Genomic DNA, 25982 nt, shown 5'->3' on the forward strand with positions numbered 1-25982 from the left:
AATCTGGCCTCACTTCTCGATGGTGTCGGCGGTCGGGGCGCCCTGCTGCGTCTGCACGCCGGCGACGTCCTCGTCGAACTTGAACTCCACGCGACGGTTCTTCGCGCGGCCTTCCTTGGTGGCGTTGTCGGCGAGGGGCTTCGCCGGACCGAAGCCCTTGGCCTCCAGCCGCTCACTCGCGACCGACTTGCTCACCAGGTACTTCGCCACCGCGTCCGCGCGGCGCTGGGACAGGTCCAGGTTGTAGTCGGCGTTGCCCGTGTTGTCGGTGTGGCCCTCGATGCGCATCTTCTCGATCTCCGGATGCGTGGCGAGGATGTTGGCCACCGTGTCCAGCAGCTTGAAGCTGCGGGGGCTGATGACGTCCTTGTTGTTCTCGAAGTAGACCGTCTCGAGGACGCGAATCTGGCCCTCGCCAATCTGCGCGAGCTGCTTGGCCTTGCAGCCGTGGTTCTTCTCCGTGCCGGGCTCGTCGGGGCAGTTGTCCAGCCGGTCCACCAGGCCGTCGGAGTCGCGGTCCTTGTCGGGGCAGCCGCGGTTCTCCTTCGGGCCCGCCTCGTTCATGCAGGCATCCCGCGCGTCCGCGACGCCGTCCTTGTCATTGTCCTTGTCCGGGCAGCCGTTGGCGTCCTCGAAGCCGTCCACGTCCTCCGCCTCGGCGGGGCACGCGTCCTTCGAGTCGGCCAGGCCGTCCTTGTCGGTGTCCGGGTCGTCCGGGCAGCCGTCGGAGTCCTCGAAGCCGTTGGTGTTCTCCGCCTGGGCGGGGCAGCGGTCGGCCAGGTTGAGCAGGCCGTCCTGGTCATCGTCGCCATCCGCGCAGCCGTTGAGCTGGGCCAGGCCCTTGCTGGCCGGGCAGCGGTCGGCGACGTTCTTCACGCCGTCACCGTCCGCGTCCAGGTCGGGGCAGCGGTTCACGTCATACGGCTGGCCTTCGATACAGCGGGCCGCCGCCGCGCCGGCCGCGCCGAAGTTGATGCCGCCGAGCACGCGGAATTCCGGGGTGCCGGGCGTCTGGCCGAAGCCGGGGCCGCCCATGAGGTACACCTCCGTGCCGTCGCCCGTGGGAGCGCGCAGGCCGAGCAGCACCTCCAGCGACTCCGGGGCGTCCGCCACCGGAAGGGTGCCACGCACCACCAGCTCCTCCTTGAGGCCGAAGAAGCCGGCGGTGAGGTTGACGCCGCCATTCACCTCCAAGCCCATCTCATCGCGCAGCGGCTGCGCCGTGGGGGACAGCGCGTACGTCTTGGTGCGCACCAGCGCGCCCACGTCGGCGCCCACGCGGAAGGAGCCCCCAAGCTCCTTGCCCAGGCCGATGCGCGGCGAGAAGACAAAGCCCTGGTCTCGGGTGAGGGTGTCGGCGCTGCCCAGCGGCAGGGCCACGCCCAGGTGCACGCCCAAATCGAGCGGCGCCTCGTTGGCCTCGGACAGGATGCCGGCGCGCGCCTGCAGCCACGGAGTGCCCAGGGCGGTCGCCCCGGGCGTGGCGACGCCCAGCGGCGAGGTGTCCGGGCCCCACTGGGCGACGATGGGCACCTGCGCGCCCAGCTCCAGCCAGTCGGTGACGGCATAGGCGCCGCTCAGGTGCACCGTCACGCGGTCGGAGACGATGACGCCCTGGCGCTCGTCGCCGCGCAGGAGCACCAGCGGCTCGTTCTCGTAGTGAGCGGTGAAGGCGAGGCGGTACTGCCCCTCCTCCAGCAGGTCGCCGGTGGACAGCACGAGGCTGTCACGCGCCGCGGGGTTGAGTTGCAGCCGCTCCAGCTCGATGCCGGGAATGCGCGCCTGCGCCTGGACGGTGGACGCCCAGAGGACAGCGAGTCCTCCGAGCCAGAAATGGTTCCTGCGTAGAAACAAGGCTTCCTCCACATCTCGCATGCTCCCCTCTGGCGCACGCGGCCTTCGACCCACGGGTCGGCAGCGGCCCATTGCACGCTCCGCGCCAGGAGTCCAATGGGAGACACACGGGGAGGAAACCCGGGGCAACGCCCCCCAAGGCCCCGGGCGGAGCGATTCCTGACGTGTCAGCGGCCCTGCTCCGGGCGTCGCGGGCTCCTTCATTGACGCGTCAACGGCGCGTCCGGGGCTGCTTCGAGTACCTGGGCCCCCCGCGACGGAGGTCGTTCTCAAATGGTAGGAATCCGGGCATGTCCGTGTCCGCCCCGCCCCGTCTTCCGTCCCTGGTGCCGCTCCGCTGGGAGAGTGCCTTCCTCGGCCTCCTCCTGGTCTCCGTGCTCACCGGCTGCCCTTCATCCGGGGACACGGAGGACTCGGTTCGGGAGATAGACCCCCAGCGCTCGTCCTTCACCGTGGACCGGACCACGGACGTGGCGGGCGATGGCAAGGACACCGTCTTCGGGACGGTGCGCATCGTCGACACGAAGGGCGCGCCCGTGCTGCGGGCCGAGGTGCGCATTCGCGCGAAGGGGATAGGGGGAGGCGAGCAGGTCTTCAACCTCCCGAGCACCAACGCCGACGGCATCACCGAGTTCGAGCTCGCCTCGCGGGGGCTCGGGACGCTGACGATGGAGGTCATCGCGGGGCTGGACGGCCGGAGGAAGACGCTCACGCAGAAGGTGGAGGTGACGTTCATCGCGGGCCCACCGGCCGAGCTCCTCTTCGTCGCGTTCCCGGTCCAGGTGCCCGCGGGAAGGACGCTCGACGTGCCAGTGATGGTGGCGGCCCGGGATGCCGCCGGCAACGCGGTGACGCGGCCCTTCCCCGTCACCCTCTACCTGGCGGCGGACTCGACAGCGAATCGACTGGAGGGAACGCTCACGGTGACGGCGGTGCATTCGCGCGAGTTGGGGCGCGCCCTGGCCACCTTCCCGGACGTGCGTGTGCTGGGGGCGGGGGCGGCCCGCCTCGTCGCGGACTCGCCCACCAGCCGCATATCGAGCGTCAACTTCACGGTGTATCCCGGGCCGGTGGCGGGGCTTCGCTTCAACGGCTCCCTTCCGGAGGAGGTGGAGGCGGGAGCGGCCCTCACGCCGGGCCCGTCCGTGAGCACCGTCGACGCGCACGGGAATGTCACCACCAGCACCACTGTCGGGGTGGAGCTCCTGCTCCAGGACGCGCAGGGCCACGAGTCTCCGCTGTCCTCCATCCGCCACGACTCCTCACCCATCTTGTTCCCGGAGGTGCGGGTGGCCCGCGCGGGGACGGGCTATCGGCTGGTGGCACGCAGCGGGCAGCTCACCGCGGCCACCAGCACCCCGTTCACGGTCCGGAACGGCGCGGTCGAGGTGGCGGCCTCGTCCCTGCGCGCGTCTCCACAGCGCCTTCCCGCCGGGCCTTCCTCCCGGGCCACCCTGCGCGTGCAGCTCCTCAGTCGCAGTGGCAACCCGGTGGCGGATGCGCCCGTGCGGCTGTCGGTGTCCGGGACGGGGCACGTGCTCGTGCCTGAGAGCGGGGAGGGGAGGACGGATGCCCACGGCGTCTTCTCCGCCACGCTCGCTTCCGAGTCCGAGCGCGTCGCCCAGGTCACCGCCACGTCGGGCGACGTGGTGCTGGAGACCGAGGTGGCCTTCGTGGCGGAGTGCGCCGCCACCACGGCCCTGCCGTACCTTCCGACGCTCGGGGACACTCCGCCCAAGGGCTCGTTGCTGCCCGTGGACCTCGACGGGGATGGCGACCTGGACGCGGTGTCCTCGGAAGGCACCGTCCATGACAACACGGGCGATGGGACGCTGGTGCTGCGCCAGCCGGACCTGGACCGCGCGCTCGGGCACATGTCCGCGGGAGACCTGGATGGGGACGGGGCGCCGGACGTGCTCTCCGTGGGGCAGCAGGTGTCGGTGCGCTTCAACCGGGGTGATGGCTCCCTCTTCCCTCCGCGAGTCCTCGTCTGGAGCGCCTTCGGTGACGAGGGCCGGCTGGTGGACGTCAACGGGGATGGCAAGCTGGACGTCGCGTACCTGGAGGACCAGGCGGGTTGGTGGGCGGTCCACGTCCTGCTCAACCAGGGCGGCGGGTGGTTCGCTCCGGAGGTGACCACGGCGTTCCGTGAGGACCGCTGGTTCGGCGGGCGGCTGGCGCTGGTGGCTCGTGGACCGGGAGGCGGCGTGGACCTCGTCGCCATGGGCCGGGGGAGCGCTCCCGAGGTCTTCACGGGAGGCGGGGCCGGAAACTTCGTGCCCGCGGGAGGCCTGACCCTGCCGGAGTACGCCACGGCGCTGACCCCGGCGGACGAGGACGGCGACGGGCGGGAGGACCTGTTTTTCCACCTGGGCAATGGCGGGCTCGCGCTGCTGCGCAACCAGGGGCAGGGCACGTTCGCCGCCCCGGTGCGGCTCGACGTCGGTGAATCCGTGTGGGTGCTCACCGTGGCGGACTTCGATGGGGACGGCCGGAAGGACCTCGCCTTCACCGCGGGCAACCTGGGCGCGCGGCTGTGGATGGTGCGGCGCGACGCGGGCGGGGGCTTCCGGGCGAAGGAGGCGGTGGGCCGCTCCTTCCAGGCCACGGGCGTGTCGGCGGGGGACCTCACCGGCGACGGGCGGCCGGAGCTGCTCGTGGGCACGCCGTCAGGTGTGCTGCCGCTCCTCAACCAGGGCGAGGGGAACTTCCTCATCCCGGGCTTCCTCCTGGGCTCCAACCAGACGAGTCGGCTGGGGGTGGGGGACTTCAATGGTGATGGCGTGGTGGACCTGGCTGGAATGGGCAGCTTCACCGAGCTGCTGCTGAGCCAGCCGGATGGCACCCGGACCTCACGGCTCTTCTCGACGCCCAGCTCCTCGGTGCGGGACGCCATCGCGACGGACCTGGACCAGGACGGCCTGATGGACCTGGTCTTCTCGGAAGACTTCAACCTGAGGATGCATGTGCTGCGGAGCACCGGAGGAGGGGACTTCGCGGCGACCACGCTCACCCTCACCGACGTGGTTCCTGGCCCGCTGGCAGCCGGAGACCTGGATGGGGATGGCGCGCCGGAGGTGGTGGTGCTCCACCCCGGGCAGGACAGCGCCACCATCCTGCGCAACGACGGCACGGGCCTCCTCCGGGCAGGTGAGGTGCTCCCCATGGGAGTCGACCCGCAAGCCCTGGCGCTCGCGGACCTGGACGGGGACGAGGACCTGGACCTCGTGGTGGCCGACTCCGAAGCCGGCACCGTCCAGCGCTACGCCAATGATGGCCATGGCGCGCTGACGCTCCAGTCCACCGAGGTGGTGGGCCTCGCGCCGGCGGCGCTCGCGGTGGGCGACCTCGACGGGGACGGACGCCCGGAGGTGGTGGTGTCCAACCGCGACGATGGCACGGTGTCGGTGCTGTCGGGGGCGGGCGGCCCCGCGCGGAAGTTCCCCGTGGGCAGTCAGCCCCGGAGCCTGGCGCTCGGCGACTTCAACCGGGATGGCTGGCAGGACATCGCCGTGGCCAGCGAGGGCAACCTCCGGCTGGCGCTCCTCCTGGGACAGGCCGGTGGAGGCTTCTCGCCGCCCCGGTGGCAGGGGCCCATGGACTGGCCGAGCCGTCTGCTGGCCCATGACTGGGACGGCGACGGGCGCGTGGACCTGCTCGCTGCCCACAGTGGCGCCGTGGACCTGCTGCGGCCCACCTGCGTACGCTAGTCCTTCATGCGCCTGACTCCGACGACGTGGGTGTTCTCGCTGGGCGTGCTGCTGGCCGTGACGCCGGCCCGGGCGGAGGACCCGTCGGCGTCGCAGGCCCCCGTGCCCGGCGCCGAGGTGCCCCAGGTTCCCTCGGTGCCTGGCGCCGAGGTGCCCGTGGTGCCCGCGCCCCGCACGGGGTGGCGCGTCGCGGGGCTGCCCCTCATCAACTTCAACAGCGACGAGGGGGTTGGCTACGGCGTGCGGCTGCTGCTGGTGGACGCGGGGGACGGGAGCCAGAAGCCCTACCGCCACTCGGTGGTGGCGCAGTTCTTCCAGACGACGCGCGGGGTGGCGGCGCATCGCCTCCTGATGGACGCCCCGGGGTTCCTCGGGTCCGCCTGGCGGGTGGGGCTGGACCTGAGCCTCCTCAACGAGCGCTTCTCGCCGTACTACGGCCTGGGCGGCGCGTCGGACTACCAGGCGGACTTCGCGTCATGTGATGACCGCGACGCGCTGGAGGACTCTCCGGACGAGTGCCCGGGCAACCCGGCCTTCCGGGGCCTGCGCTACTACACCTATGACCAGCGCACCTTCCCCAGCGTGGTGCTGAACACGCGCCGCCCGGTGCAGGGCCCCTGGCAGGTGGCGCTCGGCTACCGCTTCCGGCTGACGAAGGTGCGGACGCGCTACGACGCGGAGGACCTGGGACAGAGCGGAGCCTCGCGGCTGGAAGAGGACGCACGGGCGGGGCTGCTCACGGGGCTGGACGCACAGACACTGTCCGGCACGTTTCGCACGGCGGAGCTGACGGCGGGCCTGCTGTTCGACTTGCGCGACAACGAGCCGGCGCCCACGCGCGGCATGTTCCACGAATTGTCGGCACGCGGTGCGATGGAGGCGACGGGGAGCGCGTTCCGTTACTGGGGGACGACGCTCAACCTGCGCTTCTACCACCCGGTGGTGAGCCCGCGGGTGGTGGCGGCGCTGCGCCTCATGGCGGATGTGATGGGCGGAGACGTGCCCTTCTTCCTGCTCAGCTCGCTCGGCGGCGTGGAGTGGCGTGATGGCTGGGGCGGCATCGGCGGCCTGTTCACCGGGCGCGGCATCCTGAAGCACCGGATGCAGGGGAAGGTGAAGGCGGTGGCCAACGGCGAGGTGCGGTGGCAGTTCCTCTCGGTGGCGCCGCTGAATCAGCGGGTGGACTTCACGGCGGTGGCCTTCGCGGACGTGGGGCAGGCGTGGGCCGACCTGGACTTCCGGGACGATGGGCTCTCCCGCTACTCGGGCGGTGGCGGGCTGCGCATCTCCTGGGAGGGCAACTTCATCATCCGCATGGACTACGGCGTCAGCCCGAGCGACGGAACGACGGCTTTCTACCTCGACTTCAATCACCTGTTCTGAGGCGCTCCGGGCCAAGGCGCATCCCGGGCGGCCGGGCGAGGCAGCGTCAGTGTCGCCGCCAGCGGTGTCGTGAGCATCTTCCAGGCAGGCCGGCATCCACTCCGCGCCGGCGCAAGGAGGCCGTTTGATCCGGACGCTGCATGACGCGGTGGAGCTGGTCCACACGCACCATGTCATCACCGAGGTGCCCACGCAGGGGCCCGCCTCGCTCGTGGAGGAAGTGCTCGGGGGACGTCCCTCCGGGAGCTGGCGCGAGCACTCGAAGGGGCGGCTCGCGTACCGGCTGGGGCGGATGTTGCGCGCCTCGCCGGACGTGCTCGCGGTGCGGCTGGTGGAGGGCAAGGTGGCCTTCGTGGACCCCACGCTGTGGCCTTCGGTGTACCGCGTCGCCATGGAGCCCTCGCGCCGCCGGGCCTCACTGGCCGGACTCTCCCTGGACGCGCGCGAGCTGCTGACCCTCGTGGAGCGAGATGGCGAGGTCCGGCTCGAAAAGGAGGGCCCGTGGACCAAGGCCCGCCAGACGCTGCAGGAGCGGCTCCTGGTCCACTTCTCCGAGGCGCAGGAGGAGGACGGCCACCACGTCGCCGTGCTGCGCTCGTGGCGGAGCTGGGCGCCCGTGTCGCTCAAGGACGACGCCATGAGGCTCTCATATGAGGACGCACTGGCCCGCCTGCGCTACGCCTGCGGCGGCGCTCCCACCGGCCTCGGCCCCTGGGTGTTCTGAGGCCCGCGCCGCCGTACGGCGCCGACGTCTAGCCTCTACGCCGCGATGTCGAGGATCTCCAGCGCCTCGCGGACGCCGGGCAGGCGGGCGAGCAGCTCGAACTCGGCCGCCTGGAGCGTGGACACCCGCCGGCCGGAGACGCGCTCCATGAGGAGCTCGATGCGGTACTCGCCCTGGGGACCGACCTGGCGGGAGATTCGCGCACGGCGGCCCTCCGCCTGACAGGCGAGGATGTCGTGCTGCAGGCTGCGCAGCCGCCGGAACACCTTCAGCGCCATCCGCCCTTCGGGGGTGTCGAACGTGTGGAAGTGCCGGTTTCTCGACAGAGGCTTGCTGGGGTCATGGAGCCTCTCCACGAGGCGCCGAACGAATGGGTCCATCGACGTGGGAGCTTAACATCCGGTACCCTCGCTCTCAGCGATGCCCTGGCATTTTTCGATCCGTCCCTGGACCCTGGCGCTCCTCCTCCCGCTTGCTTGCAAGGAGCCGGAGGCGGCCGCCGTACAGAACCGCGCACAACAGGCCCAAGCCGCCCTCTCGGAAGGCCGTGCCCACCTGTCCAACAACGAGCCCGGCCCCGCGCTCGCGGCGCTGCGCAAGGCCGCCACCGCCGCCCCGGACAGCGCCGAGCCGCTCCTCCTCATGGCCCAGGCCCACCGCCTCGCCGGCAATGAGGGGGCCGCCATCCTCGCGCTGAAGCAGGCCAAGTCGCTCGTCGGAGAGGACCCGGCCATCCAGCGGGAGCTCGCCGAGCTCTACCTGCAGGACGGCCACACCCAGGACGCGCTCGCCACCCTCATCCACCTGAGGGACACGGGCGGCCTGCCGGACGCGGACGTGCTCAAGCTCGCCCGCATCCAGGCGCGCGAGGGGCAGATTGACGCCGCCTTCAAGACGCTGGAGGCCGTCCTCCGGGAAAACCCGGACGACGCGGAGGCCAAGGCGGTGGAGGCGGAGGTGCTGCTCCTCAAGGGCGACGAGTTGCTCGCCGCCAACCTCATGGACCGGCTGCTCCAACAGGACCCGGAGCAGACGTCCGCGCGGCTCCTGCGCGCGCGCTACTTCCTCAACAACGGCTTCCCGGAGATGGCCGAGGCCGACCTGGGCGCGGTGCAGGCGCCCGAGTCGGCGACCACCGACGTCGTCACCCTGCGCGCGCGCGTGCTGCTGGTGCTGGAGCGCCCCGCCGAGGCCGAGGCCGCCCTGAAGAAGCTGGTGGACGCCGAGCCCAACAACGCCGAGGCCCTGGCCTGGCTCGCGGAGGCCATGCTGGTGCAGGGGCGCCGCGCGGACGCGCAGGCGCAGGTGGACAAGGCGCTCCAGCTCCGGCCCCGCCTCGCCCGGGCACTGTACGTGCGCGGCCGCACCCAGGAGGAGCAGGGGGACCGCCGGGGCGCCGAGGAGAGCTACAGCTTCGCGCTGGGCGCGAACCCGCGCTTCGCCCCGGCCCACTCACGGATGGGGCAGCTGCACCTGAAGGCCGAGCGGAAGGTGGAGGCCCTGGCCTCCCTGGAGCGGGTGCTCACCCTGGGCGAGGCGTCGCTGGAGGAGAAGGCCCAGCTGGCCAACCTCTACGCCACCCTCCAGATGAAGGTGCCCCAGGGGCTGAAGCTCATTGACGAGGCGCTGAAGCGCAGCCCCGACAACGAGGAGTACCTCCGCATCCAGAAGGCGCTCACCGCCCTCATGCCGAAGCCCAAGAAGCGCCCCACGGGGCCCGTCATCATCCGCGGCGGGCGCCGCTGACAGCCGCCAGCGCGGGGGCCTCGGGTGCCGGCAGCCCGGGGGCCTCCGCCACCACGCGCTCCAGGGCCTTCAGGCCCTTGCGCTGGCCCACCGCCACCACCGTGAGGTTCTCCCGGTGGAAGTAGCGCCGGGCCACCTCGCGCACCGTCGCGGCGGACTGCGCGTCCACCAGGTCGGCGCGGTGGCCGAAGGACTCGGAGGCGTCGAACAGCTCGTTGACGCCGAACCAGCCGGCCAGCTCGCCCGGCGAGTCCTGGGCGAACTCCAGCAGCATGCGGTGCCGCCGCTTGGCGCGCGACAGCTCCTCCTCGCCCACCTCGGTGTCGCAGAGGGCGCCCAGCACGCGGAGGGCCTCGGCCACCACCTGCGCGGCCTTCTCCGGCGCGCTGGCGGCCTCAATCTCGAACACGCCCGAGTCGTGGTACGCGTCCAGCGACGCGTGGACGGAGTACGCCAGCCCGCGCTTCTCCACGATTTCGAAGGGCAGCCGTGACGACAGCCCGTCATCCAGCAGGCGCCGGATGATTTGCAGGGCGGGGTGGTCCACGTGCCGGTCCGGCACGGTGCGGAAGTTGAGGCGGAACTCCGTCTGCGACTCGTCGTGGGCGACGAAGTGCAGCCGGGGGCCGGAGGCGCTCGGAGGCGGAGCCAGCTCCGTGCTGGCCAGGCCCTGCGGCAGCCGGGCGAAGGCGCGCTCGGTCATCTCCAGGACCTCCTGGCGATTGACGCGGCCGGCGGCGGTGACGACCAGGTTGCCCGTCACGTAGTGCCGGGCGAAGTGCTCCAGCACCTGGGCGTGGGTGAGGGCGGAGACGGACTCGCGCGTGCCGGCAATCTTGAGGGCCAGGGGGTGGCCGGGGAAGAGCAAATCCTTGGACAGGTTGTCCAGGTCGATGTCGCGGCCCTTCTCGTCCACCTCGTCCAGCATCTCCTCGAGGATGATCTGCCGCTCCACCTCCATGTCGGTGAGGCGGGGGCGGGTGAGCATGTCGCCGAGGATGTCCATGCCCACGCGCAGGTGCGCGGGGTGGATGGGCGTGTAGTAGTAGCCGTGGTCCCGGGTGGTGACGCCGTTGAGGTTGCCGCCCACCTCTTCCACGGCCGCGTTCATCTTCACCGTGTCCGGCCAGCCGTCGCTGCCGCGGAAGAAGAGGTGCTCCAGGTAGTGGCTGACGCCGTTGTTGGCGAGCGTCTCGTGACGGCTGCCCGTCCGCACGTAGATGGCGAGCAGGGCGGTGTGGAGGTGGGGCGTCTCGACAGTGACGACGCGCAGCCCGGAGGGCAGCACGTCCCGGTACGATGTGAAGCTCATGCGCGGGGGAGCCTTAACACGAAGGAGGTGCCCTGGCCGGGAATACTCTGGCAGGAGAGCGAGCCCCCGTGGGCCTGGAGGATCTGCTGGCTCACCGCGAGTCCCAGCCCGGTGCCGCCCTCCTTGGTGGTGAAGAACGGCTCGAAGAGGTGACGTCGCACGTCCTCCGTCATGCCCTGGCCGGTGTCGCGCACGAGGACTTCCACGTCGCCGTCCAGGGGGCGGGTGGCCACGGTGAGCTGGCCGCCGCCGGGCATGGCCTCGCGGCTGTTGCGCAGCAGGTTGAGGAACACCTGGCGCAGCTGCCCCTCGTCCGCGAGCACGGGAGGCGTGGCCTTGTCGAAGTCGCGCACCACCTCCACCCCGGCGCGCTCCAGTTCCTCGCGGGTGAAGTCCAGCACGCCGTCCAGCACGGCGATGACGTCGCGCGGGTCCAGGTCGGGGTGGGGCGGGCGGGCCATGCGCAGGTACTGCTCGGTGACGTCGGCCAGCCGGTCCACCTCGTGGGTGACGGCGGAGAGCAACTCCTTCACCTCGGTCGAGTCCTCCTCGGAGGCGAAGCTGGCGCGCTCCAGTCCGTCCTGGAGCAGCTCCACGTTGAGGCCGATGGAGGAGAGCGGGTTGCGCACCTCGTGGACGATTTGCGCGGAGATGCGGCCCACGGCGGCGAGCTGCTCGGCGCGCATCAGGGCCTCGGCCTGGGCCTTGAGCTGGGCCTCGCGGGCCTGGAGCGAGCGGGCCATCTGGTCGAACTCGCGGGCCAGCACGGCCACCTCGTCGTCGCCGCGCACGCCGAGCTGGGCGTTGTAGTCACCTCGGCCGATGCGGGACACGCCCTCGATGAGGGTGCGCACCGGGCGCAGCGTGCGGGCGGACCAGGCGATGACGCCGATGCCCACGATGATGGCGGCCAGGGAGAAGCCGATGATGAACAGGCCCGTGGTGCGCTCGCGCTCCTCGGCGCCGTCCACGCGCTCGCGGATGCGGTTGGCCAGGGCGGCGCGGAGCACGCGAATCTCCCGGCCGATGGTGGTCTCCAGCTGCCGCAGCTCGGCGGCGGCGCGGGCCACCTGCTCGCGGTCCGGCGTCTCGGTGGAGAGCGCGCTGAAGACGGCCTCGGCGGCGCGGCCATACTCCCGGTAGCGCGTGTGGATTTCCCCGAAGCGGTTCTCCAGCCCGCGGATGAAGGGGGCCTCGCTGGCCGGGGCGAAGGTGAGCACCTCGCGCGCCTTGCCCTGCGCGGACAACAGCCGCTGGGACATGAGGGGCGGGAAGTACAGGCGGGCGAGTCGGATGAAGGCGCGGCGGGCCTCCACGTTGCCCTCCTCCAGCATCCGCTCGGTGTCCTTCTCCTGCGTGGTGTGGAACGTCTCCAGCTCCGCGGCGTCCTGCGACAGCTGGAGGTAGCCCTGGCTGACGAGGCGGATCTCCAGCCGGTTGCGGTGCAGCTCCGTCACGCTGAACAGGGACACCATCCCGAAGGTGACGAGCACCACCGCGTAGCCGAGGAAGATGCGCGTGGCGAGGGAGAGCTTCATTCTCGAGGTCAGCGTACTTCAGGTCCCTGCCAGGAGGGGCCGTGGCGAACGGTTGCCCGAAGGCCCGACGCCCGGTGCTTCATGGTTAGGCTTGTCTCAGGCCCTCGGCAGGCATCCCATGACGCAAGGCGGCTCGTCCTTTACCATCACCCAGACCCTCCAGCAGGCCGATGGGACGGCCCTGCTGCGAGCAATCCGGGAGGCGGACCAGCGTCCGGTGCTCCTGCGGGTGCTCGACCCGGGGCACGACCGCGTCAGGGACGTGGAGCGCCTCAGGCATGAGCACGCGCTGGGCCGGGCGCTGGACCCCCGCATCGTCGTGACGCCGCTGTCGCTGGAGACGTACGCGGGCATGTCGGCCCTGGTGATGGAGGACCCTGGCGGGCGGTCGCTCGACCAGTTCCTCGGCGAGCCCCTGGCTCCCGTGCGGTTCCTCGAGCTCGCGATTCCCCTCGTCGCGGCCGTCGCGGAGCTCCACCAGCGGGACATCATCCACAAGGACCTGAAGCCCCAGAACATCCTCGTCCACGAGGCCACCGGGCAGGTCCGCCTCATGGGCTTCGGGCTGGCCTCGCGGCTCCCCCGCGAGCACACGGTGGCCGAGAGCCCGAGCCTCATCGAGGGCTCCCTGCCGTACCTGGCGCCGGAGCAGACCGGCCGGATGAACCGCGTCAGCGACAGCCGGGCCGACCTCTATGCCCTCGGCGTCACCTTCTACGAGATGCTCACGGGGCGCCTGCCCTTCGAGGCAGGGGACGCGCTGGAGTGGGTGCACTGCCATGTCGCGCGGGCCCCGCCGCCGCCCACCACCTTCGTCCCGGAGCTGCCGGAGCTGCTCTCGGCCATCGTCCTGAAGCTCCTGGCGAAGATGCCGGAGGACCGCTACCAGACGGCTCGCGGCCTGCGGCACGACCTGGAGCACTGCCTCGCCGGCTGGCGGGCGCGGGGCGGGTTCGAGTCGTTCCCCCTGGCCGAGCACGACGTCTCGGGCCGCTTCGAGGTGCCCCAGAAGCTCTACGGCCGGGAGCAGGAGCTCGCCGCGCTCCTGGGGGCCTTCGAGCGCGTGGTGGGCACGGGCACCTCCGAGCTCGTGCTGGTCTCCGGCTACTCCGGCATCGGCAAGTCGGCGCTGGTGCAGGAGCTGCACAAGCCCATCGCCCGGGAGCGGGGCTTCTTCGTCTCCGGCAAGTTCGAGCCGCACCAGCGCGACGTCCCGTACTCCACCCTCATCCAGGCCTTCCGGGAGCTGGTGCTGGAGGTCCTCGCGCGGAGCGAGGAGCACATCGCGGACTTCCGGCAGCGGCTGCTCGAGGCGCTGGGCATCAACGGGCAGCTCGTCCTGGACCTCATCCCGCAGGTGGAGCTCATCCTCGGTCCACAGCCGCCGGTGCCCGAGCTGCCGCCCACGCAGGCACGGCACCGGCTCAGCCTGGTGCTGCGGCGCTTCATCGGCGTGTTCGCCCGCCAGGAGCATCCGCTCGCGCTCTTCCTGGATGACCTCCAGTGGGCCGACTTCGCGAGCCTCGCCCTGCTTCAGGACCTGATGACCCGGCCCGAGACGCAGTGCCTGCTCGTCATCGGCGCCTACCGCGACAACGAGGTGCCCCCCTCCCACCCGCTGATGCGGACGCTGGACAGGGCGCGGAAGGAGGGCGCGTGCATCTCCGACATCGTGCTCGGCCCGCTCTCGCGGGAGCACCTGGTCCTGCTCGTGAGCGAGACGCTCCACTGCCGCCGCGAGGAGGCCCTGCCGCTCGCGGAGCTCGTCCACGAGAAGACGGCGGGCAACCCCTTCTTCGCGCTCCAGTTCCTGGAAGCACTCCATGAGGAGCGGCTCATCGAGTTCGACCGGCGCGCCGGACTCTTCCGGTGGGACATGGCGCGCATCCGCGCCAAGGGCTTCACCGACAACGTGGTCTGCCTGATGGTGGGCAAGCTCGGGCGGCTCCCCACCGACACGCGCGACACGCTGACACAGCTGGCCTGTCTGGGGAGCACCGCGGAGGTCGCCCTCCTGGCCATCGTCCACGGCTGCCCGGAAGACGTGGCCCACGCGGCGCTCTGGGAGGCCGTTCGCGCGGGGCTCGTCCTCCGCGCGGACGGCGCGTACACGTTCCTCCATGACCGAATCCAGGAGGCGGCCTACTCGCTCATCCCGGAGGACCGGTGGGCGGCGGTGCACCTGCGGATTGGCAGGCTCCTCTGGGAACGCACGGCGCCGGAGCAACTGGAGGAGAAGGTCTTCGACATCTCCAACCAGATCGACCGCGGGGTCTCGCTCATCACCTCGCGGGAGGAGCGCGAGCGCGTGGCCGAGCTCAACCTCCTCGCGGGCCTGCGCGCCAGGAAGTCGACGGCCTGGGCCTCGGCGCTGAAGTACCTCGCCGTCGGCACCGCGCTGCTGCCGGAGGACTGCTGGGAGCGGCGGTACGCCCTGGCCTTCGCGCTGGAGTACCACCGCGCCGAGTGCGAGTACCTGACGGGCGAGCTGGGAGCGGCGGAGGAGCGGCTCGCGATGCTCTCCAGGCGCGCGGAGGGCCTCGTCGACGTGGCCGCCGTCACCTGCCTGCGCCTGGCGCTCTACACGACGCTGGACCAGACCGACCGCGGTGTCGAGGTGAGCCTCGAGTACCTCCGGCGGACCGGTGTCACCTGGGCGCCGCACCCGTCGGACGAAGACGTCCAGCGGGAGTACGCGCGCATCTGGCGGCAGCTCGGGAGCCGCTCCATCGAGGAGCTGGTCGAACTGCCGCCGATGACCGACCCGGCCCATCGGGCGACGATGGACGTCCTGACGGCGGCCCAGTCTCCCGCGCTGCTCACCGACAAGAACCTGCTCGGCCTCGTCGTCTGCCGCATGGCCAACCTCAGCCTGGAGCACGGCAACAGCGACGCCTCCTGCCTCGCGTACGTCTGGCTGGGCATGCTGCTGGGGCCGTACTTCGGCGAGTACGCGCGGGGCTACCGCTTCGGCAAGCTGGGCTTCGACTTGCTGGAGAGCCATGGACCGCTGCGTCTCAAGGCCCGCGTCTACCATGGCTTCGGGCACCGGGTCCGGCCCTGGACACGGCACCTGCGCGACAGCCCCGACCTGCTGCGGCGGGGCTTCGAGGCGGCGCTGGAGACCGGAGACCTCACCTACGCGACCTATAGCCTCAACTGCCTCGTCACCCTGCTGCTCGCCAGGGGAGACCCGCTCGGTGAAGTCCAGCGGGAGGCGGAGGGCGCGCTCGACTTCGCCCGCAAGGCGAGGTCCGGCCTCATCGTCGACGTCGTCACCGGGCAGCTCCGGTTCATCCGGACGCTCCGGGGACTGCTGCCCGGGTTCTCCTCCTTCAACGACGCGGAGTTCGACGAGGGCCGGTTCGAGCAGCACCTGGAGGGCGACTCCCGTCTGGCCATCGCCACGTGCTGGTATTACGTCCGCAAGCTGCAGGCGCGGCTGTACGCGGGTGACACCGCCGGGGCCGTGGTGGCGGCGGAGAAGGCGGAGCGGCTGCTCTGGGCGTCCCCATCGTTCTTCGAGGTCGCCGAGTACCACTTCCATGCCGCGCTCGCGCACGCCGCCCACCATGCGGTGGCTCCCGTCGAGGCGCGGCCCCGGCACGTCGCCGCGCTCGCCGCCCACCACCAGCAACTGGAGGCGTGGGCGGAGCAGGGCCCGGAGAACTTCGCGAACCGGGCGGCGCTGGTCGCCGCCGAGCGGGCCCGAATCGAGGGGCGGGAGCTCGACGCCGAGCGCCACTACGAGGAAGCCATCCGCTCCGCGCGGGAGCAGGGCTTCGTCCAGAACGAGGCGCTGGCCTATGAGCTCGCGTCCCGCGCCTGGCGCGCGCGGGGCTTCGGGCTGATTGCCGACACCTACCTGCGCGAGGCGCGCGCCAGCTATCTGCGGTGGGGTGCCACCGGGAAGGTCCGGCAGCTCGACGCGGACTTCCCCCGGATGCTGGAGCCCCACCTGCTCGCGCACACGACCACCCTCGCGGTGCGCTCGGAGCAACTCGACCTGCTCGCGGTGGCCAAGGCCTCGCTGAGCGTCTCCAGCGAGCTCGTGTTCGACAGGCTGGTCCGCACGTTGCTCTCGGTCATCCTGGAGCAGGGCGGGGCGCAGCGAGCCGTCCTCATCCTGTGCGAGCAGGGGCGGCTTTCACTCGAAGCGGAGGCCTCCCTGGAGGCACGCAACGTGGCGGTGAGCCTCCTCGGGTCGGTGCCGGTGGAGTCCTCACCGCGCGTCCCCGCCTCGGTCCTCCACTACACGCAGCGGACGAAGGATCACGTCATCCTGGGGGACGCGGCCTCGGACGCGGGCAGGTTCTCGGGCGACGACTACTTCGCGCGCAACCGGCCCCACTCCGTGCTGTGCATGCCCATCCTGAGACAGGGCGAGGTGGTGGGCCTGCTCTACCTGGAGAACAACCTCCTCGCGGGCGCCTTCACGGCCGCGCGGCTCGTGGCCCTGGAGCTGCTCGCGACGCAGGCGGCCATCTCCCTGGAGAAGGGGGTGCTGCTGGGCCGGGAGCAGGCTGCGCGGGCGGCGGCCGAGGCGGCGGAGCGGCGCTCGGCCTTCATCGCCGAGGCAGGGGCGCTCCTGTCGGAGTCACTCGACTATGGCGAAACGTTCACCCTCCTTGGGCGGCTGTGTGTGCGCTCCCTGGCGGACTGGTGCGTCATCGACGTCTTGGAAGAGGGAGGGGTCAAGCGCATCGCCGGGGCGCATCACGACGCATCGATGGAGCCGCTGCTCGGGGAGCTCCGGCGGCACCATCCCCCCCGTTCGGGCTCGTCCCACCCGGCGATGAAGGTCCTGAGCGAGGGGGTGCCGCTGCTGCTCCCCGAGTTCACCGAAGCGGACCTCCAGGCGTTCTCTGAGAACGAGGCACACGCGAGCTACATCCGGAGGCTGGGAATCCGGAGCCTCATGGTGGTGCCGTTGTTCGCGCGGGGACAGCTGCTCGGGGTGCTGAGCCTCGTCTCGTCCGCGCCGGGACGCCGCTATGGCCAGGCCGACCTCCAACTGGCGGGGGAGGTGGCGCGGCGGGCGGCCATGGCCATCGACAATGCAAGGCTCTACCGGAAGACGCAGGAGGCGATCCGGGTGCGCGACGAGTTCCTGTCGGTCGCCTCGCACGAGCTCAACACGCCCATGACGTCGCTCATCCTCGCGTTGCAGACCATGGACCGGCTCGCCCGGTCCGGGCGCGTCTGCGATCCGCCGACCATGGGCGGTCTGGTGGAGCGGGCCCTGCGGCAGGGCACGCGCCTGCGCCGGCTGTGTCGGGACTTGCTGGACGTGACGCGCCTCCATGCGGAGCGACTGCCGCTGGAGCTGAGCGACGTCGACCTCGGGGACCTCGTGCGGGAGGTGGTCGAGCAGTTCACGCTGGACCTGGACCGGGCCGGCTGCACGGTGTCGATACGGGAGCAGGGTCCCGTCGTGGGGCGCATGGACCGCTCCCGCGTCGAGCAGATCCTCGCCAACCTGCTCGCCAACGCGGTCAAGTTCGGGGCGGGGGAAGCCATCGAGCTCACCGTCTGGGAGGAGGCCGGAAGCGCGCGGGTCTCTGTCAGAGACCACGGGATTGGCATCGACCCGGCGCGGGCCGGACACATCTTCGACCGCTTCGAGCGTGCCGTGTCCGACAGGCACTACGGCGGGCTGGGGCTGGGCCTCTACCTCAGTCGCCGACTCGCGGAGGCGCACGGTGGCGCCATCCGAGTTCAGAGCAGGCCCGGGGCCGGTTCCACGTTCACCCTCGAGCTACCCCTCGCTGCCGGAGGTGAGCCGTAGCTGATGCCGCTGAGTGTCTTCGAGTTTGATGAGGCGAACCGGCCCTCGCGAATGCACTCCTCCGCTGAGGACCGGCTCCTTCCCACCCATCCATCACGCCCGAGCCGTCCGACTGGAGCCGGCTGAATGCGCCCGCTCTGACTGCCGTTCTCTGCCCCGACCTACCCGCCGCCCGTACCACGGTGCTGCTGTGCTGCTGTGCTTCGGTGCTGCCATGTACCGCGGTGCTGCTGTGCTGCCCCGACCTGCCCGCCGCCCGTACTGCCCCGTATTGCAGTGCTGCCTCGTGCTGCCGTGCTGCTTCGTACTGCGTTGCTACCCCGTCCAACCCGCCGCCCGTGATGCCCACTGCCTTTGCTGCCCCGTGCCGCTGTGCTGCCGTGCTGCCCCGACCAACCCGCCCGTACCGCCCCGACCAACCCGCCCGTCCTGCCGTGCTCCCCGTACCGCTGTGCTGCCCCACCGAACCCGCCCGTCCCGCTCAACCGCCCGCCCCACCAACCCGCCCGTGCTGCCCCGTCCTGCCGTGCTGCCCTGCCCAATCCCGTCCCACTGTGCTGCCCCGTCCCGCCCAACCCGCCGCCCGCCCCACCAACCCGCCCGTGCTGCCCGTCCCGTCCGCCCCACCAACCCGCCCCGTGCTGCCCGCGCCACCACATAGCAGGGCGCGTGCCGTCCGCTGATCGTGACAGAAGCCAAGCGGTTACAGGTACTTGAGGGCATGTCGCATGAACGCGCACGCGCGGGCCTCGGTAAGAAGTCGGGTGAGGCCCGGAGGAATACCGAGCAGCCGTCCGGGCGTTGACTCGGGATGCCGATCAAGACCAAGCGCTGGTGCGTGCCCGCCGAGCCGGATGACGGCTTCCGAGTCCTGGTCTGCCGGTACCGGCCGCGCGGCCTGCCCAAGGCGAAGGAGACCTGGAACGTCTGGATCAGCGACCTGGCGCCCAGCCCGGACCTCTTCGACGCCTTCTACGGCAAGGGCCGGACGCCCATCACCCTCGACGTCTACCGCGAGCGCTACCTCCAGGAGATGCAGGCCCAGCGCGAGCACATCTCCGCGCTGGCCGACCGGGTGGACAAGGGCGAGACGGTGACGCTGCTCTGCTCGAAGGACTGCATCCTCGAGCAGATCTGCCATCGGACGCTTCTCGCCCAGCTCATCGAGGCCGCCCGGCGTTCGCGAGCGCCCGGCGTCCCGACTCCTCCCTGACTACTTCGTCTTCAGGAGGGACTTCAGCTCCTCCATGGAGCCGTTGAAGTAGCTCTGGTCCACCTGTCCCGGGATGCCCGTCACCTTCCCGCTCTCGGTGTACTGCCAGAAGTGCCACTGCTTCCATCCCGTCGGGAGCCTCGGCTCGGACGGGTGCGGCGTGTACTGCGCGAGCCAGAGCGTGTGGTCGAGGAACCAGGCGTGGTTGCAGAAGCTCGTCTTCCACGTCTCGTGGTTCGTATAGATGATGGGCTTGTGGCCCAGCGCCTTCTCCACGCCCTGCGAGAAGGTCTGGAGCATCCCCGCGAGCTGCTGGCAGGTGAAGCCCACGTACTCCTCGTTGAACTCCTCGACGTCCACCACCACGGGGAGCTCGCCGGGGTCGGGGGTTACGTGCTTCGTGAAGTTCGCCACCTGCGCCTGCACGTCATGCTTCGGGTGGAAGAAGTGGTAGGCGCCGCGTGGGATGCCGGCCTTCTTCGCGCCGCTCCAGTGAGTGGTGAAGCGCGGGTCCACTCCGCTCGTGGAGTCCGTCGCCTTGATGAAGACGAACGCGGCGGAGGCCTTGACGGACTCCCACTGAACGGTCGGCTGGTAGTGGGAGATGTCGATGCCCTGCAACCACGTCTTGCCCGAGGCCACCGCGAGGGCCGGCTTCGCGACGGCCTTGGCTGTACCCGTCGCGCCCGCCTGGACGATGGCCGGCTCGACAGAGGAAGCCGTCGCGGAAGCGGGAGCCGCCGCCGAAGCCGGAACCGTCGCTGAAGCGGAAGCAGTCGTTGAAGCAGGAGCAGCAGCAGCGGCCGGAGCCGCCGCTGAAGCAGGAGCCGCGGCAGCGGCCGGAGCCGCCTCCAGGGGGCTGGCCACCGCCGTCGCCGCATGCGGTTCGGACGCCGCCGTCGCGGGCGGTGGGGTGCCGGCGGTGGCACAGGCCAGGGAGAGCGCCACAGGCCCCAGCACGGCCGAGAACTTCATGCGGTGAATCCAGGGGGAGGGGGACATCGTCACACCATCCTTTCGAAGCGAGTTGTCAGTAGATGACGAAGTTGAGGGTCAGGTTGGGACGCACCCGCGTCGAGCCGCCCAGGGGCAGGTGGACGCCACCGCCCAGCACCAGGCCCAGCTCGCGCCCGCGAAGGCTCGGGGTGTACGTGAGGAAGGCGTCACCGCCGCTGCCTTCCAGGGAGTTGAAGTCGGAGGTGAGCCCTCCCGCGAGGCCCGCGCTTCCCAGCCGCAGCACTCGCGCGGAGGCGCCGAAGCGCAGCATCCCCTCGGAGCGAAACGACGTCCCCAGGGTCGCCATGTACGAAATGCCCCGGTTGGGCGGCGGCGCGTCCTCGGGCGGATTGGCGTAGGTGAAGTTCGCGTCCACCAACTGGGCCACCGCCAGCTCGCGGTACTTGCCTTCCGCTTCCTGGGAGACCTCCTGAAGCTGGATGCGCTCGCTCATCAGCGAGCCGTCCTCCTGGCGCAGCACGGTGCCCTGCACTCGGAAGAGCTGCTTGAGCAGGAGGACCTCGTCGCCCTCGGACCAGATGTTGGGGTCCGTGAGGTGGAAGCGGCCTTCCTTGTCCACGTATTCGTAGGCGATGACCGGCTGGACTGCGGGCGCCGCGCCATCACCAGGCTGCGCCGGAGCGGGCGACACCACGTGGGCCGACTCCTTGCCGCCCTGGACCCGTTCCTGGAGGTCGAAGATGGCGGTGGAGAGGCTCTTCAGCGCGAGCGCATGCTCCTTGCGGAACTTCTCGAACTCCGCGTCCCGCGACGTGAGCAGCTCCCGGTACTTCTTATCCAGGTCCGACTGGGTGACGAGCTGCGAGTGCGCCGTCCCGAGCCGCGTGTTCAGCGCCTCGATTTCCTTCTCGCGCGCGGTGAGGTGGCCGCTGAGCTGGCGCTGATACTCCGCCTCGCGGCGCTCCCAGTCCGAGTCCCGGTAGCGGTGGTACAGCCAGGCGCCGCCCGAGGCCGAGGCCACCACGACGAACAGCAGTCCGAGCGAGGGGTGAAGCTTGAGACCCAGCATCTGGCACCTCGTGCGCCCCACCCCACCAGGACGAGGAACCTCTCCGCCCCGGGACGCCACGAAGTGTCAATCCTACTACACATTCACAGTCCCATTATGACGCGCCGCGTCTCCGTCTGGCGCAAAGGAAAAGGGGCCCAGGTCTCGGACCTGGACCCCTCGTCTGTCTCGGCAAGGCCCGGATCAACCCGGGGCCCGTGTGTCTCAGTGCGACGGAGCCGGCGGCGCCACTACGTCGCCGTCGTCGCTGACGGTCTGCTTCGCCTCGCCGCGCAGCTTCTGCATCAGCACGTACAGGCCGGGGATGAAGACGAAGTTCACCACCGTGGACACGAGCATGCCGCCGAACACGGCCGTTCCCAGCGAGTTGCGCGAGGCGGCGCCCGCGCCCTGCGCCGTCATCAGCGGCACCACGCCGAGGAGGAAGGCAATCGACGTCATGAGGATGGGGCGCAGGCGGACTTCGGCCGCCTCCACCACCGCGTCGATGGCGCTCTTGCCGCTCGCACGAAGCTGCTCCGCGAACTCGACGATGAGGATGGCGTTCTTGCTCGCCAGGCCCACCAGCATGACGAGCCCCACCTGGCAGAACACGTCGTTGGCGAACCCGCGCATCAGCTGCAGGCCCAGCGCGCCCATGATGGCCAGCGGCACCGAGAAGATGATGACCAGCGGCAGGGTGAAGCTCTCGTACTGCGCCGCGAGCACCAGGAACACGAACAGCAGGCCCAGGCCGAAGATGATGACCGTCTGCCCACCGCTCTGCTTCTGCTCCAGGCTGATGCCCGTCCACTCCGCGCTCATGCCCTGGGGCAGGTGCTGCGCGGCGAGGGCCTCCATCGCCTCCAGCGCCTGACCGGAGGACACGCCCGGCGCGGGTTGGCCGTTGAGCTCCACCGCGCGGAAGAGGTTGTAGTGGCGGATGACCTGCGCGGACACCGTGGGCTCCACCTTCACGAGGGACTCCAGCGGAATCATGTCCCCGCTGTCGCTGCGCACGTAGAAGGCGCCGATGTCCTGCGGGCTGTCGCGGAACTGCTGCTCGGCCTGCACATAGACGCGGTACGTGCGGTTCGCGTAGTTGAAGTCGTTGACGTACTGGCTGCCCATGTAGACCTGCATGGTGCCGAAGATCTGCTCGATGGGGACTCCCAGCGCCTTGGCCTTCTGGCGGTCCACCTCCACGTCCAGCAGCGGCGTGTCCGCGTTGAACGTGGTGAAGATGCCGCGCAGCTGGGGGTCCTCGTTGCTCTTGGCCACCAGCGTCTGGACGGCGGTGGCAATCTGGTCCAGCGAGTTGGTGCCGGCGATGTCCTCGACGATGTACTGGAAGCCGCCCACGCTGCCCACGCCACGGATGGCCGGGGGCTGGAAGGGCATCACCCGCGCACCGCCAATGCGGCCGAGCGGTCCGCGCAGCCGCTCCACCAGCGCGGCCACCGACTGGTCCTTCCCCAGGCGCTCCTCCCACGGCTTGAGCGCCGTGAAGATGGTGGCCATGTTGGGGCCGGTGCCCTGGAAGGAGAACCCGCCGATGGCGAACATGGCGCGCACCTCCGGCTGGGCCTTGAGGACGGTCTCCGCCTCGGCCAGCACCTTCTCCGTCTGGGCCAGGGACATGCCCTCCGGACCCTGCACGGAGATGATGAGGTAGCCCTGGTCCTCGTCGGGGATGAAACCCGTGGGCGCCAGCTTGAAGAGCAGCCCCGTGGCGCCGATGCAGAGCAGGAACGCCACCAGGACGATGATGGGGTGCTTCAGCAGCCTGCGCAGCCCGCGCCCGTACGTCGTGCGAGTCCAGTCGAGCGCCTTGTCCACCCAGCGGAAGAACACCCACTTCTCACCGTGGTGATGCTTGAGCATCCGCGCGCTCAGCGCGGGAGTGAGGGTGAGGGCGCAGAAGGTGGACAGCGCCACCGACGCGGCGATGGTGAGCGCGAACTGGCGGTAGATGGCGCCGGTGGTGCCGGGGAAGAGCGCCACGGGGACGAACACCGCCACCAGCACGATGGAGATGGCGATGACCGCGCCGGCCACCTCCTTCATGCCCTCGCGAGCGGCCTGCGCGGCCGACAGCTTCCGCTCCACCATGAGCCGCTCGATGTTCTCGATGACGACGATGGCGTCGTCCACCACCAGGCCCGTGGCCAGGGTGAGGCCGAACAGGGTGAGGGTGTTGATGGAGAAGCCCATCAACTGCACGAAGGCGAAGGTGCCTACGAGCGAGACGGGGAGGGTGAAGGCGGTGATGAGCACGCTGCGCCAGCCGTGCAGGAACAGGAAGATGACGAGGATGACGAGGAAGATTGCTTCCACCAGCGTCTTCATCACCTCGTGAATGGAGGCGCGCACCGCGAGCGTGGTGTCCGTGCCCGTCTGGAACACCATGCCGGGAGGGAACTGCGCGGACAGCCGCTCCAGCTCCGAGTAGACGCCGTCGCGCACGTCCAGCGCGTTGGCGGTGGGCAGCTGGAAGATGGCGAGGCCGACGGCCTGCTTCCCGCCGAAGCGCAGCAGCGTGCCGTAGTTCTCCGCGCCCATCTCCACGCGGCCCACGTCCTTCACGCGGACGCTCTTGCCGTCGTTCTGGCGCATGAGGACGATGTCACCGAACTCGTCCGGCTCCACCAGCCGGCCCCGGGCGCGCACCGCGAGCTGGTAGGGCTGGTCGTCCGCGGACGGCGGCTGGCCCACCTGGCCGGCGGCCACCTGGAGGTTCTGCTCCTGGAGCGCGCGCGTCACGTCCTGCGGGGTGAGCTTGCGCCGCGCCAGCTCCGTGGGGTCCAGCCACAGGCGCATGGAGAACTTGCGCTCGCCGAAGATGCGCACCTCGCCCACGCCGCGCACGCGCTTGATGGCGTCCTTGAGATTCACGTCGGCGTAGTTGCTGAGGAACTTCGCGTCGTAGCGCTCGTCCTCGCTGAACAGCGCCACCGTCATCAGCATCTGGCTGGAGGCCTTGTTGACGACGATGCCCGTCTGGTTCACCTGCCCGGGCAGGCGCGCGGCGGCGCGGCTGACGCGGTTCTGCACGTCGACGGCGGCCACCTCGATGTCGCGCGTGGGCTCGAAGGTGATGGTGATTTGGCTGGTGCCGTCGTTGCTGCTGGTGGAGGTGATGTAGCGCATCCCCTCCACGCCGTTGAGCTCCTGCTCCAGCGGAATGGTGACGGCGCTCTCCACCACCTCGGAGCTGGCGCCCACGTAGTTGGCGTTGACCGTCACCTGCGGCGGCGCCAGGTCCGGGTACTGGGCAATGGGCAGCGTGGGGATGGCGATGGCCCCCACCAGCGTCAGCAGGATGGAGCAGACGATGGCGAAGACGGGCCTGCGGATGAAGAAGTCAACGAACATGGTGCTCTGTTCCTCAGCTCAGCGGCTGCTCCCGACAGGAGCGCCGCCTCCGGTGCTGCCCACGGTTGGCGCGTTCTTCGGGGCCTCGGCCCCGGAGTCCACCGCGGCGCGGGGCGTCGTGGCCTTCACCTTCACGGCCATGCCATCGCGCAGGGCCTGCATGGACGAGACGGCCACGAGGTCTCCCGCCTTGAGGCCCTTCTCCACCACATAGGCCATGTCCCCCAGCGCGCCGAGGGTGATGGGACGGCGCTCCACCACCGTCTTCCCTTCCTTCTCCTGCACCACCAGCGCGAAGGGCTGGCCGCTCTGGCGCACCACCGCGAGCGCCGGAATCTGCAGCGCGTCCCGGACGGAGTAGACGATGCGCGCGCGCACCAGCTCGCTGGGGCGCAGGCCCACGGTGTTGCGGAAGGCGGCCTTCACTTCCACCAACTGGGTGCGCGGGTCGGCCTGGGGCGCGACGAAGAAGACGTTGCTGGTGAGCAGCACCTTGCCCTGCGCGTCGAGGATTTCCAGCGCCGTGTCGGGCTTCATCGAGCGCGCGCGCGGCGAGGGCACCGAGACGCTCACTTCGAGCACGTCCGCCTGCGCCACGCTGGTCAGCTGCGTGGACGCGCTGACGAAGTCGCCGACGCGCACCAGCACGTCACCCACGGTGCCGGCGAAGGGCGCGCGCACCACGTTGAACTGCAGCTGCACCTGTCGCTGCGTCACCTGCGCGGCGGAGGAGCGCGAGGCGGCCTGGGCGGCCTCCACCTGCGCGCGGGCGCCCTCCAGCTCCTGTGCGCTCGCGAGGCCCTCCTTGTGCAGCGCCTCCGTGCGGGCCAGCGTGCGGCGCGACAGCTCCAGGTTCACCTGCGACGAGCTGAGCTGGGCCTGCGCGCTGTCCAGCGCGGCCGTCTCCTCCCGGGCGTCCACCTCCACCAGCGGCGCGCCTTCCGCCACCTGCTGGCCGGGGCGCGCGTGGATGCGGCGCACGTAGCCGGCCACCTGTGGCAGCACCGTGACGCTCTGCCGCGACAGCAGCGAGCCCAGGTACTCGCCCGTGTCCCGCACCTCGTAGGGGACCAGCGACACCACCTCCACCTCACGGGGAGGAGGCGCCGCCGGGGCCGCCTTCTTCCCCGAGCAGCCGGCCACCGCCGCCAGCACCGCCATGCTCCACATCGACTTCTTCAGCGCCTCAAGGGGACGCACCCGCATTACCAGTCGCACCGGGCCTCCGTCAGGAATGCGTCCAGGCGTGCCTGGACGAGCTCGAATTCACGCAGCACCAGGTTCAGCTCCGCCTGGCGAAGGGCCGCTCCGCTCTGCACCAGCTCGAGGCTGCT

At 70.6% G+C, this 25982-nt stretch carries 14 protein-coding genes; 6 read left to right on the plus strand and 8 right to left on the minus strand.

The features are described 5' to 3' along the window. Positions 1 to 9: 9 nt before the first annotated feature. Complete coding sequence (locus G4D85_RS18280) at positions 10 to 1854, minus strand: OmpA family protein (protein ID WP_240359354.1); 1845 nt, start codon at positions 1852 to 1854, stop codon at positions 10 to 12. Between the two features lie 290 nt (positions 1855 to 2144). Between G4D85_RS18280 and G4D85_RS18285 the strand changes: the two genes are divergently transcribed. The 3 genes from G4D85_RS18285 (at position 2145) to G4D85_RS18295 (ending at position 7671) form a co-directional block, all read left to right on the plus strand. Then, entirely contained in the window at positions 2145 to 5564 is a 3420-nt protein-coding gene (locus G4D85_RS18285) for an FG-GAP-like repeat-containing protein (protein ID WP_164013570.1), read from the plus strand. Between the two features lie 6 nt (positions 5565 to 5570). Beyond that, entirely contained in the window at positions 5571 to 6947 is a 1377-nt protein-coding gene (gene omp85, locus G4D85_RS18290) for an Omp85 family outer membrane protein (protein WP_164013572.1), read from the plus strand. Between the two features lie 124 nt (positions 6948 to 7071). Further along, positions 7072 to 7671, plus strand: coding sequence for an RNA methyltransferase (locus G4D85_RS18295; RefSeq protein ID WP_164013574.1), 600 nt, complete (start codon positions 7072 to 7074; stop codon positions 7669 to 7671). Between the two features lie 35 nt (positions 7672 to 7706). Here G4D85_RS18295 and G4D85_RS18300 read toward each other — a convergent pair whose 3' ends face one another. Next, the gene (locus G4D85_RS18300) at positions 7707 to 8051 is read right to left on the minus strand and encodes a hypothetical protein (RefSeq protein WP_164013576.1); all 345 of its coding nucleotides are present in this window, start codon (positions 8049 to 8051) and stop codon (positions 7707 to 7709) included. A 40-nt stretch (positions 8052 to 8091) separates the two neighbouring features. Here G4D85_RS18300 and G4D85_RS18305 point away from each other — a divergent pair, with 40 nt between their 5' ends. After that, positions 8092 to 9417, plus strand: a complete 1326-nt coding sequence (locus tag G4D85_RS18305; RefSeq protein WP_164013578.1) for a tetratricopeptide repeat protein — start codon at positions 8092 to 8094, stop codon at positions 9415 to 9417. Here the strand turns inward: G4D85_RS18305 and G4D85_RS18310 are convergent. Both G4D85_RS18310 and G4D85_RS18315 read right to left on the minus strand, forming a co-directional pair. Continuing rightward, positions 9395 to 10729 carry a M16 family metallopeptidase gene (locus G4D85_RS18310; RefSeq protein WP_164013580.1) on the minus strand — a complete coding sequence of 445 codons (1335 nt, stop codon included), beginning with the start codon at positions 10727 to 10729 and terminating at the stop codon, positions 9395 to 9397. The genes G4D85_RS18305 and G4D85_RS18310 overlap by 23 nt on opposite strands. After that, positions 10726 to 12267 carry a sensor histidine kinase gene (locus G4D85_RS18315; protein ID WP_164013582.1) on the minus strand — a complete coding sequence of 514 codons (1542 nt, stop codon included), beginning with the start codon at positions 12265 to 12267 and terminating at the stop codon, positions 10726 to 10728. Before G4D85_RS18315 ends, G4D85_RS18310 begins: the two co-directional genes overlap by 4 nt. A 118-nt stretch (positions 12268 to 12385) precedes the next feature. Between G4D85_RS18315 and G4D85_RS18320 the strand changes: the two genes are divergently transcribed. Together G4D85_RS18320 and G4D85_RS18325 are read left to right on the plus strand one after the other, a co-directional pair. After that, positions 12386 to 18055: an AAA family ATPase gene (locus G4D85_RS18320; RefSeq protein WP_164013584.1), complete on the plus strand. Its 5670-nt coding sequence runs from the start codon at positions 12386 to 12388 to the stop codon at positions 18053 to 18055. 811 nt (positions 18056 to 18866) lie between these two features. Then, a complete protein-coding gene (locus tag G4D85_RS18325; RefSeq protein WP_164013586.1) occupies positions 18867 to 19268 on the plus strand; it encodes a DUF488 domain-containing protein in 402 nt (133 codons plus the stop codon). Here the strand turns inward: G4D85_RS18325 and G4D85_RS18330 are convergent, their stop codons facing one another. The 4 genes from G4D85_RS18330 to G4D85_RS18345 form a co-directional block, all read right to left on the minus strand. Next, complete coding sequence (locus G4D85_RS18330) at positions 19269 to 20270, minus strand: glycoside hydrolase family 25 protein (protein WP_205525595.1); 1002 nt, start codon at positions 20268 to 20270, stop codon at positions 19269 to 19271. Between the two features lie 28 nt (positions 20271 to 20298). Continuing rightward, positions 20299 to 21294, minus strand: coding sequence for a hypothetical protein (locus G4D85_RS18335; RefSeq protein WP_164013590.1), 996 nt, complete (start codon positions 21292 to 21294; stop codon positions 20299 to 20301). A gap of 204 nt (positions 21295 to 21498) precedes the next feature. Beyond that, positions 21499 to 24648: an efflux RND transporter permease subunit gene (locus tag G4D85_RS18340; protein WP_164013592.1), complete on the minus strand. Its 3150-nt coding sequence runs from the start codon at positions 24646 to 24648 to the stop codon at positions 21499 to 21501. Between the two features lie 18 nt (positions 24649 to 24666). Next, positions 24667 to 25854, minus strand: a complete 1188-nt coding sequence (locus G4D85_RS18345) for an efflux RND transporter periplasmic adaptor subunit (protein ID WP_164013671.1) — start codon at positions 25852 to 25854, stop codon at positions 24667 to 24669. Positions 25855 to 25982 lie beyond the last annotated feature (128 nt).

Origin of the sequence: Pyxidicoccus trucidator (assembly GCF_010894435.1) — a bacterium.
In the GTDB taxonomy this organism is placed as follows: domain Bacteria; phylum Myxococcota; class Myxococcia; order Myxococcales; family Myxococcaceae; genus Myxococcus; species Myxococcus trucidator.

Coding starts and splice junctions, on each gene's coding strand:
- G4D85_RS18315 (WP_164013582.1), bottom strand. CDS start 12,267: ATGAAGCTCTCCCTCGCCACGCGCATCTTCCTCGGCTACGCGGTGGTG.
- G4D85_RS18285 (WP_164013570.1), top strand. CDS start 2,145: ATGTCCGTGTCCGCCCCGCCCCGTCTTCCGTCCCTGGTGCCGCTCCGC.
- G4D85_RS18335 (WP_164013590.1), bottom strand. CDS start 21,294: ATGCTGGGTCTCAAGCTTCACCCCTCGCTCGGACTGCTGTTCGTCGTG.
- G4D85_RS18320 (WP_164013584.1), top strand. CDS start 12,386: ATGACGCAAGGCGGCTCGTCCTTTACCATCACCCAGACCCTCCAGCAG.
- G4D85_RS18305 (WP_164013578.1), top strand. CDS start 8,092: ATGCCCTGGCATTTTTCGATCCGTCCCTGGACCCTGGCGCTCCTCCTC.
- G4D85_RS18310 (WP_164013580.1), bottom strand. CDS start 10,729: ATGAGCTTCACATCGTACCGGGACGTGCTGCCCTCCGGGCTGCGCGTC.
- G4D85_RS18345 (WP_164013671.1), bottom strand. CDS start 25,854: ATGCGGGTGCGTCCCCTTGAGGCGCTGAAGAAGTCGATGTGGAGCATG.
- G4D85_RS18340 (WP_164013592.1), bottom strand. CDS start 24,648: ATGTTCGTTGACTTCTTCATCCGCAGGCCCGTCTTCGCCATCGTCTGC.
- G4D85_RS18325 (WP_164013586.1), top strand. CDS start 18,867: ATGCCGATCAAGACCAAGCGCTGGTGCGTGCCCGCCGAGCCGGATGAC.
- G4D85_RS18300 (WP_164013576.1), bottom strand. CDS start 8,051: ATGGACCCATTCGTTCGGCGCCTCGTGGAGAGGCTCCATGACCCCAGC.
- G4D85_RS18330 (WP_205525595.1), bottom strand. CDS start 20,270: ATGTCCCCCTCCCCCTGGATTCACCGCATGAAGTTCTCGGCCGTGCTG.
- omp85 (WP_164013572.1), top strand. CDS start 5,571: ATGCGCCTGACTCCGACGACGTGGGTGTTCTCGCTGGGCGTGCTGCTG.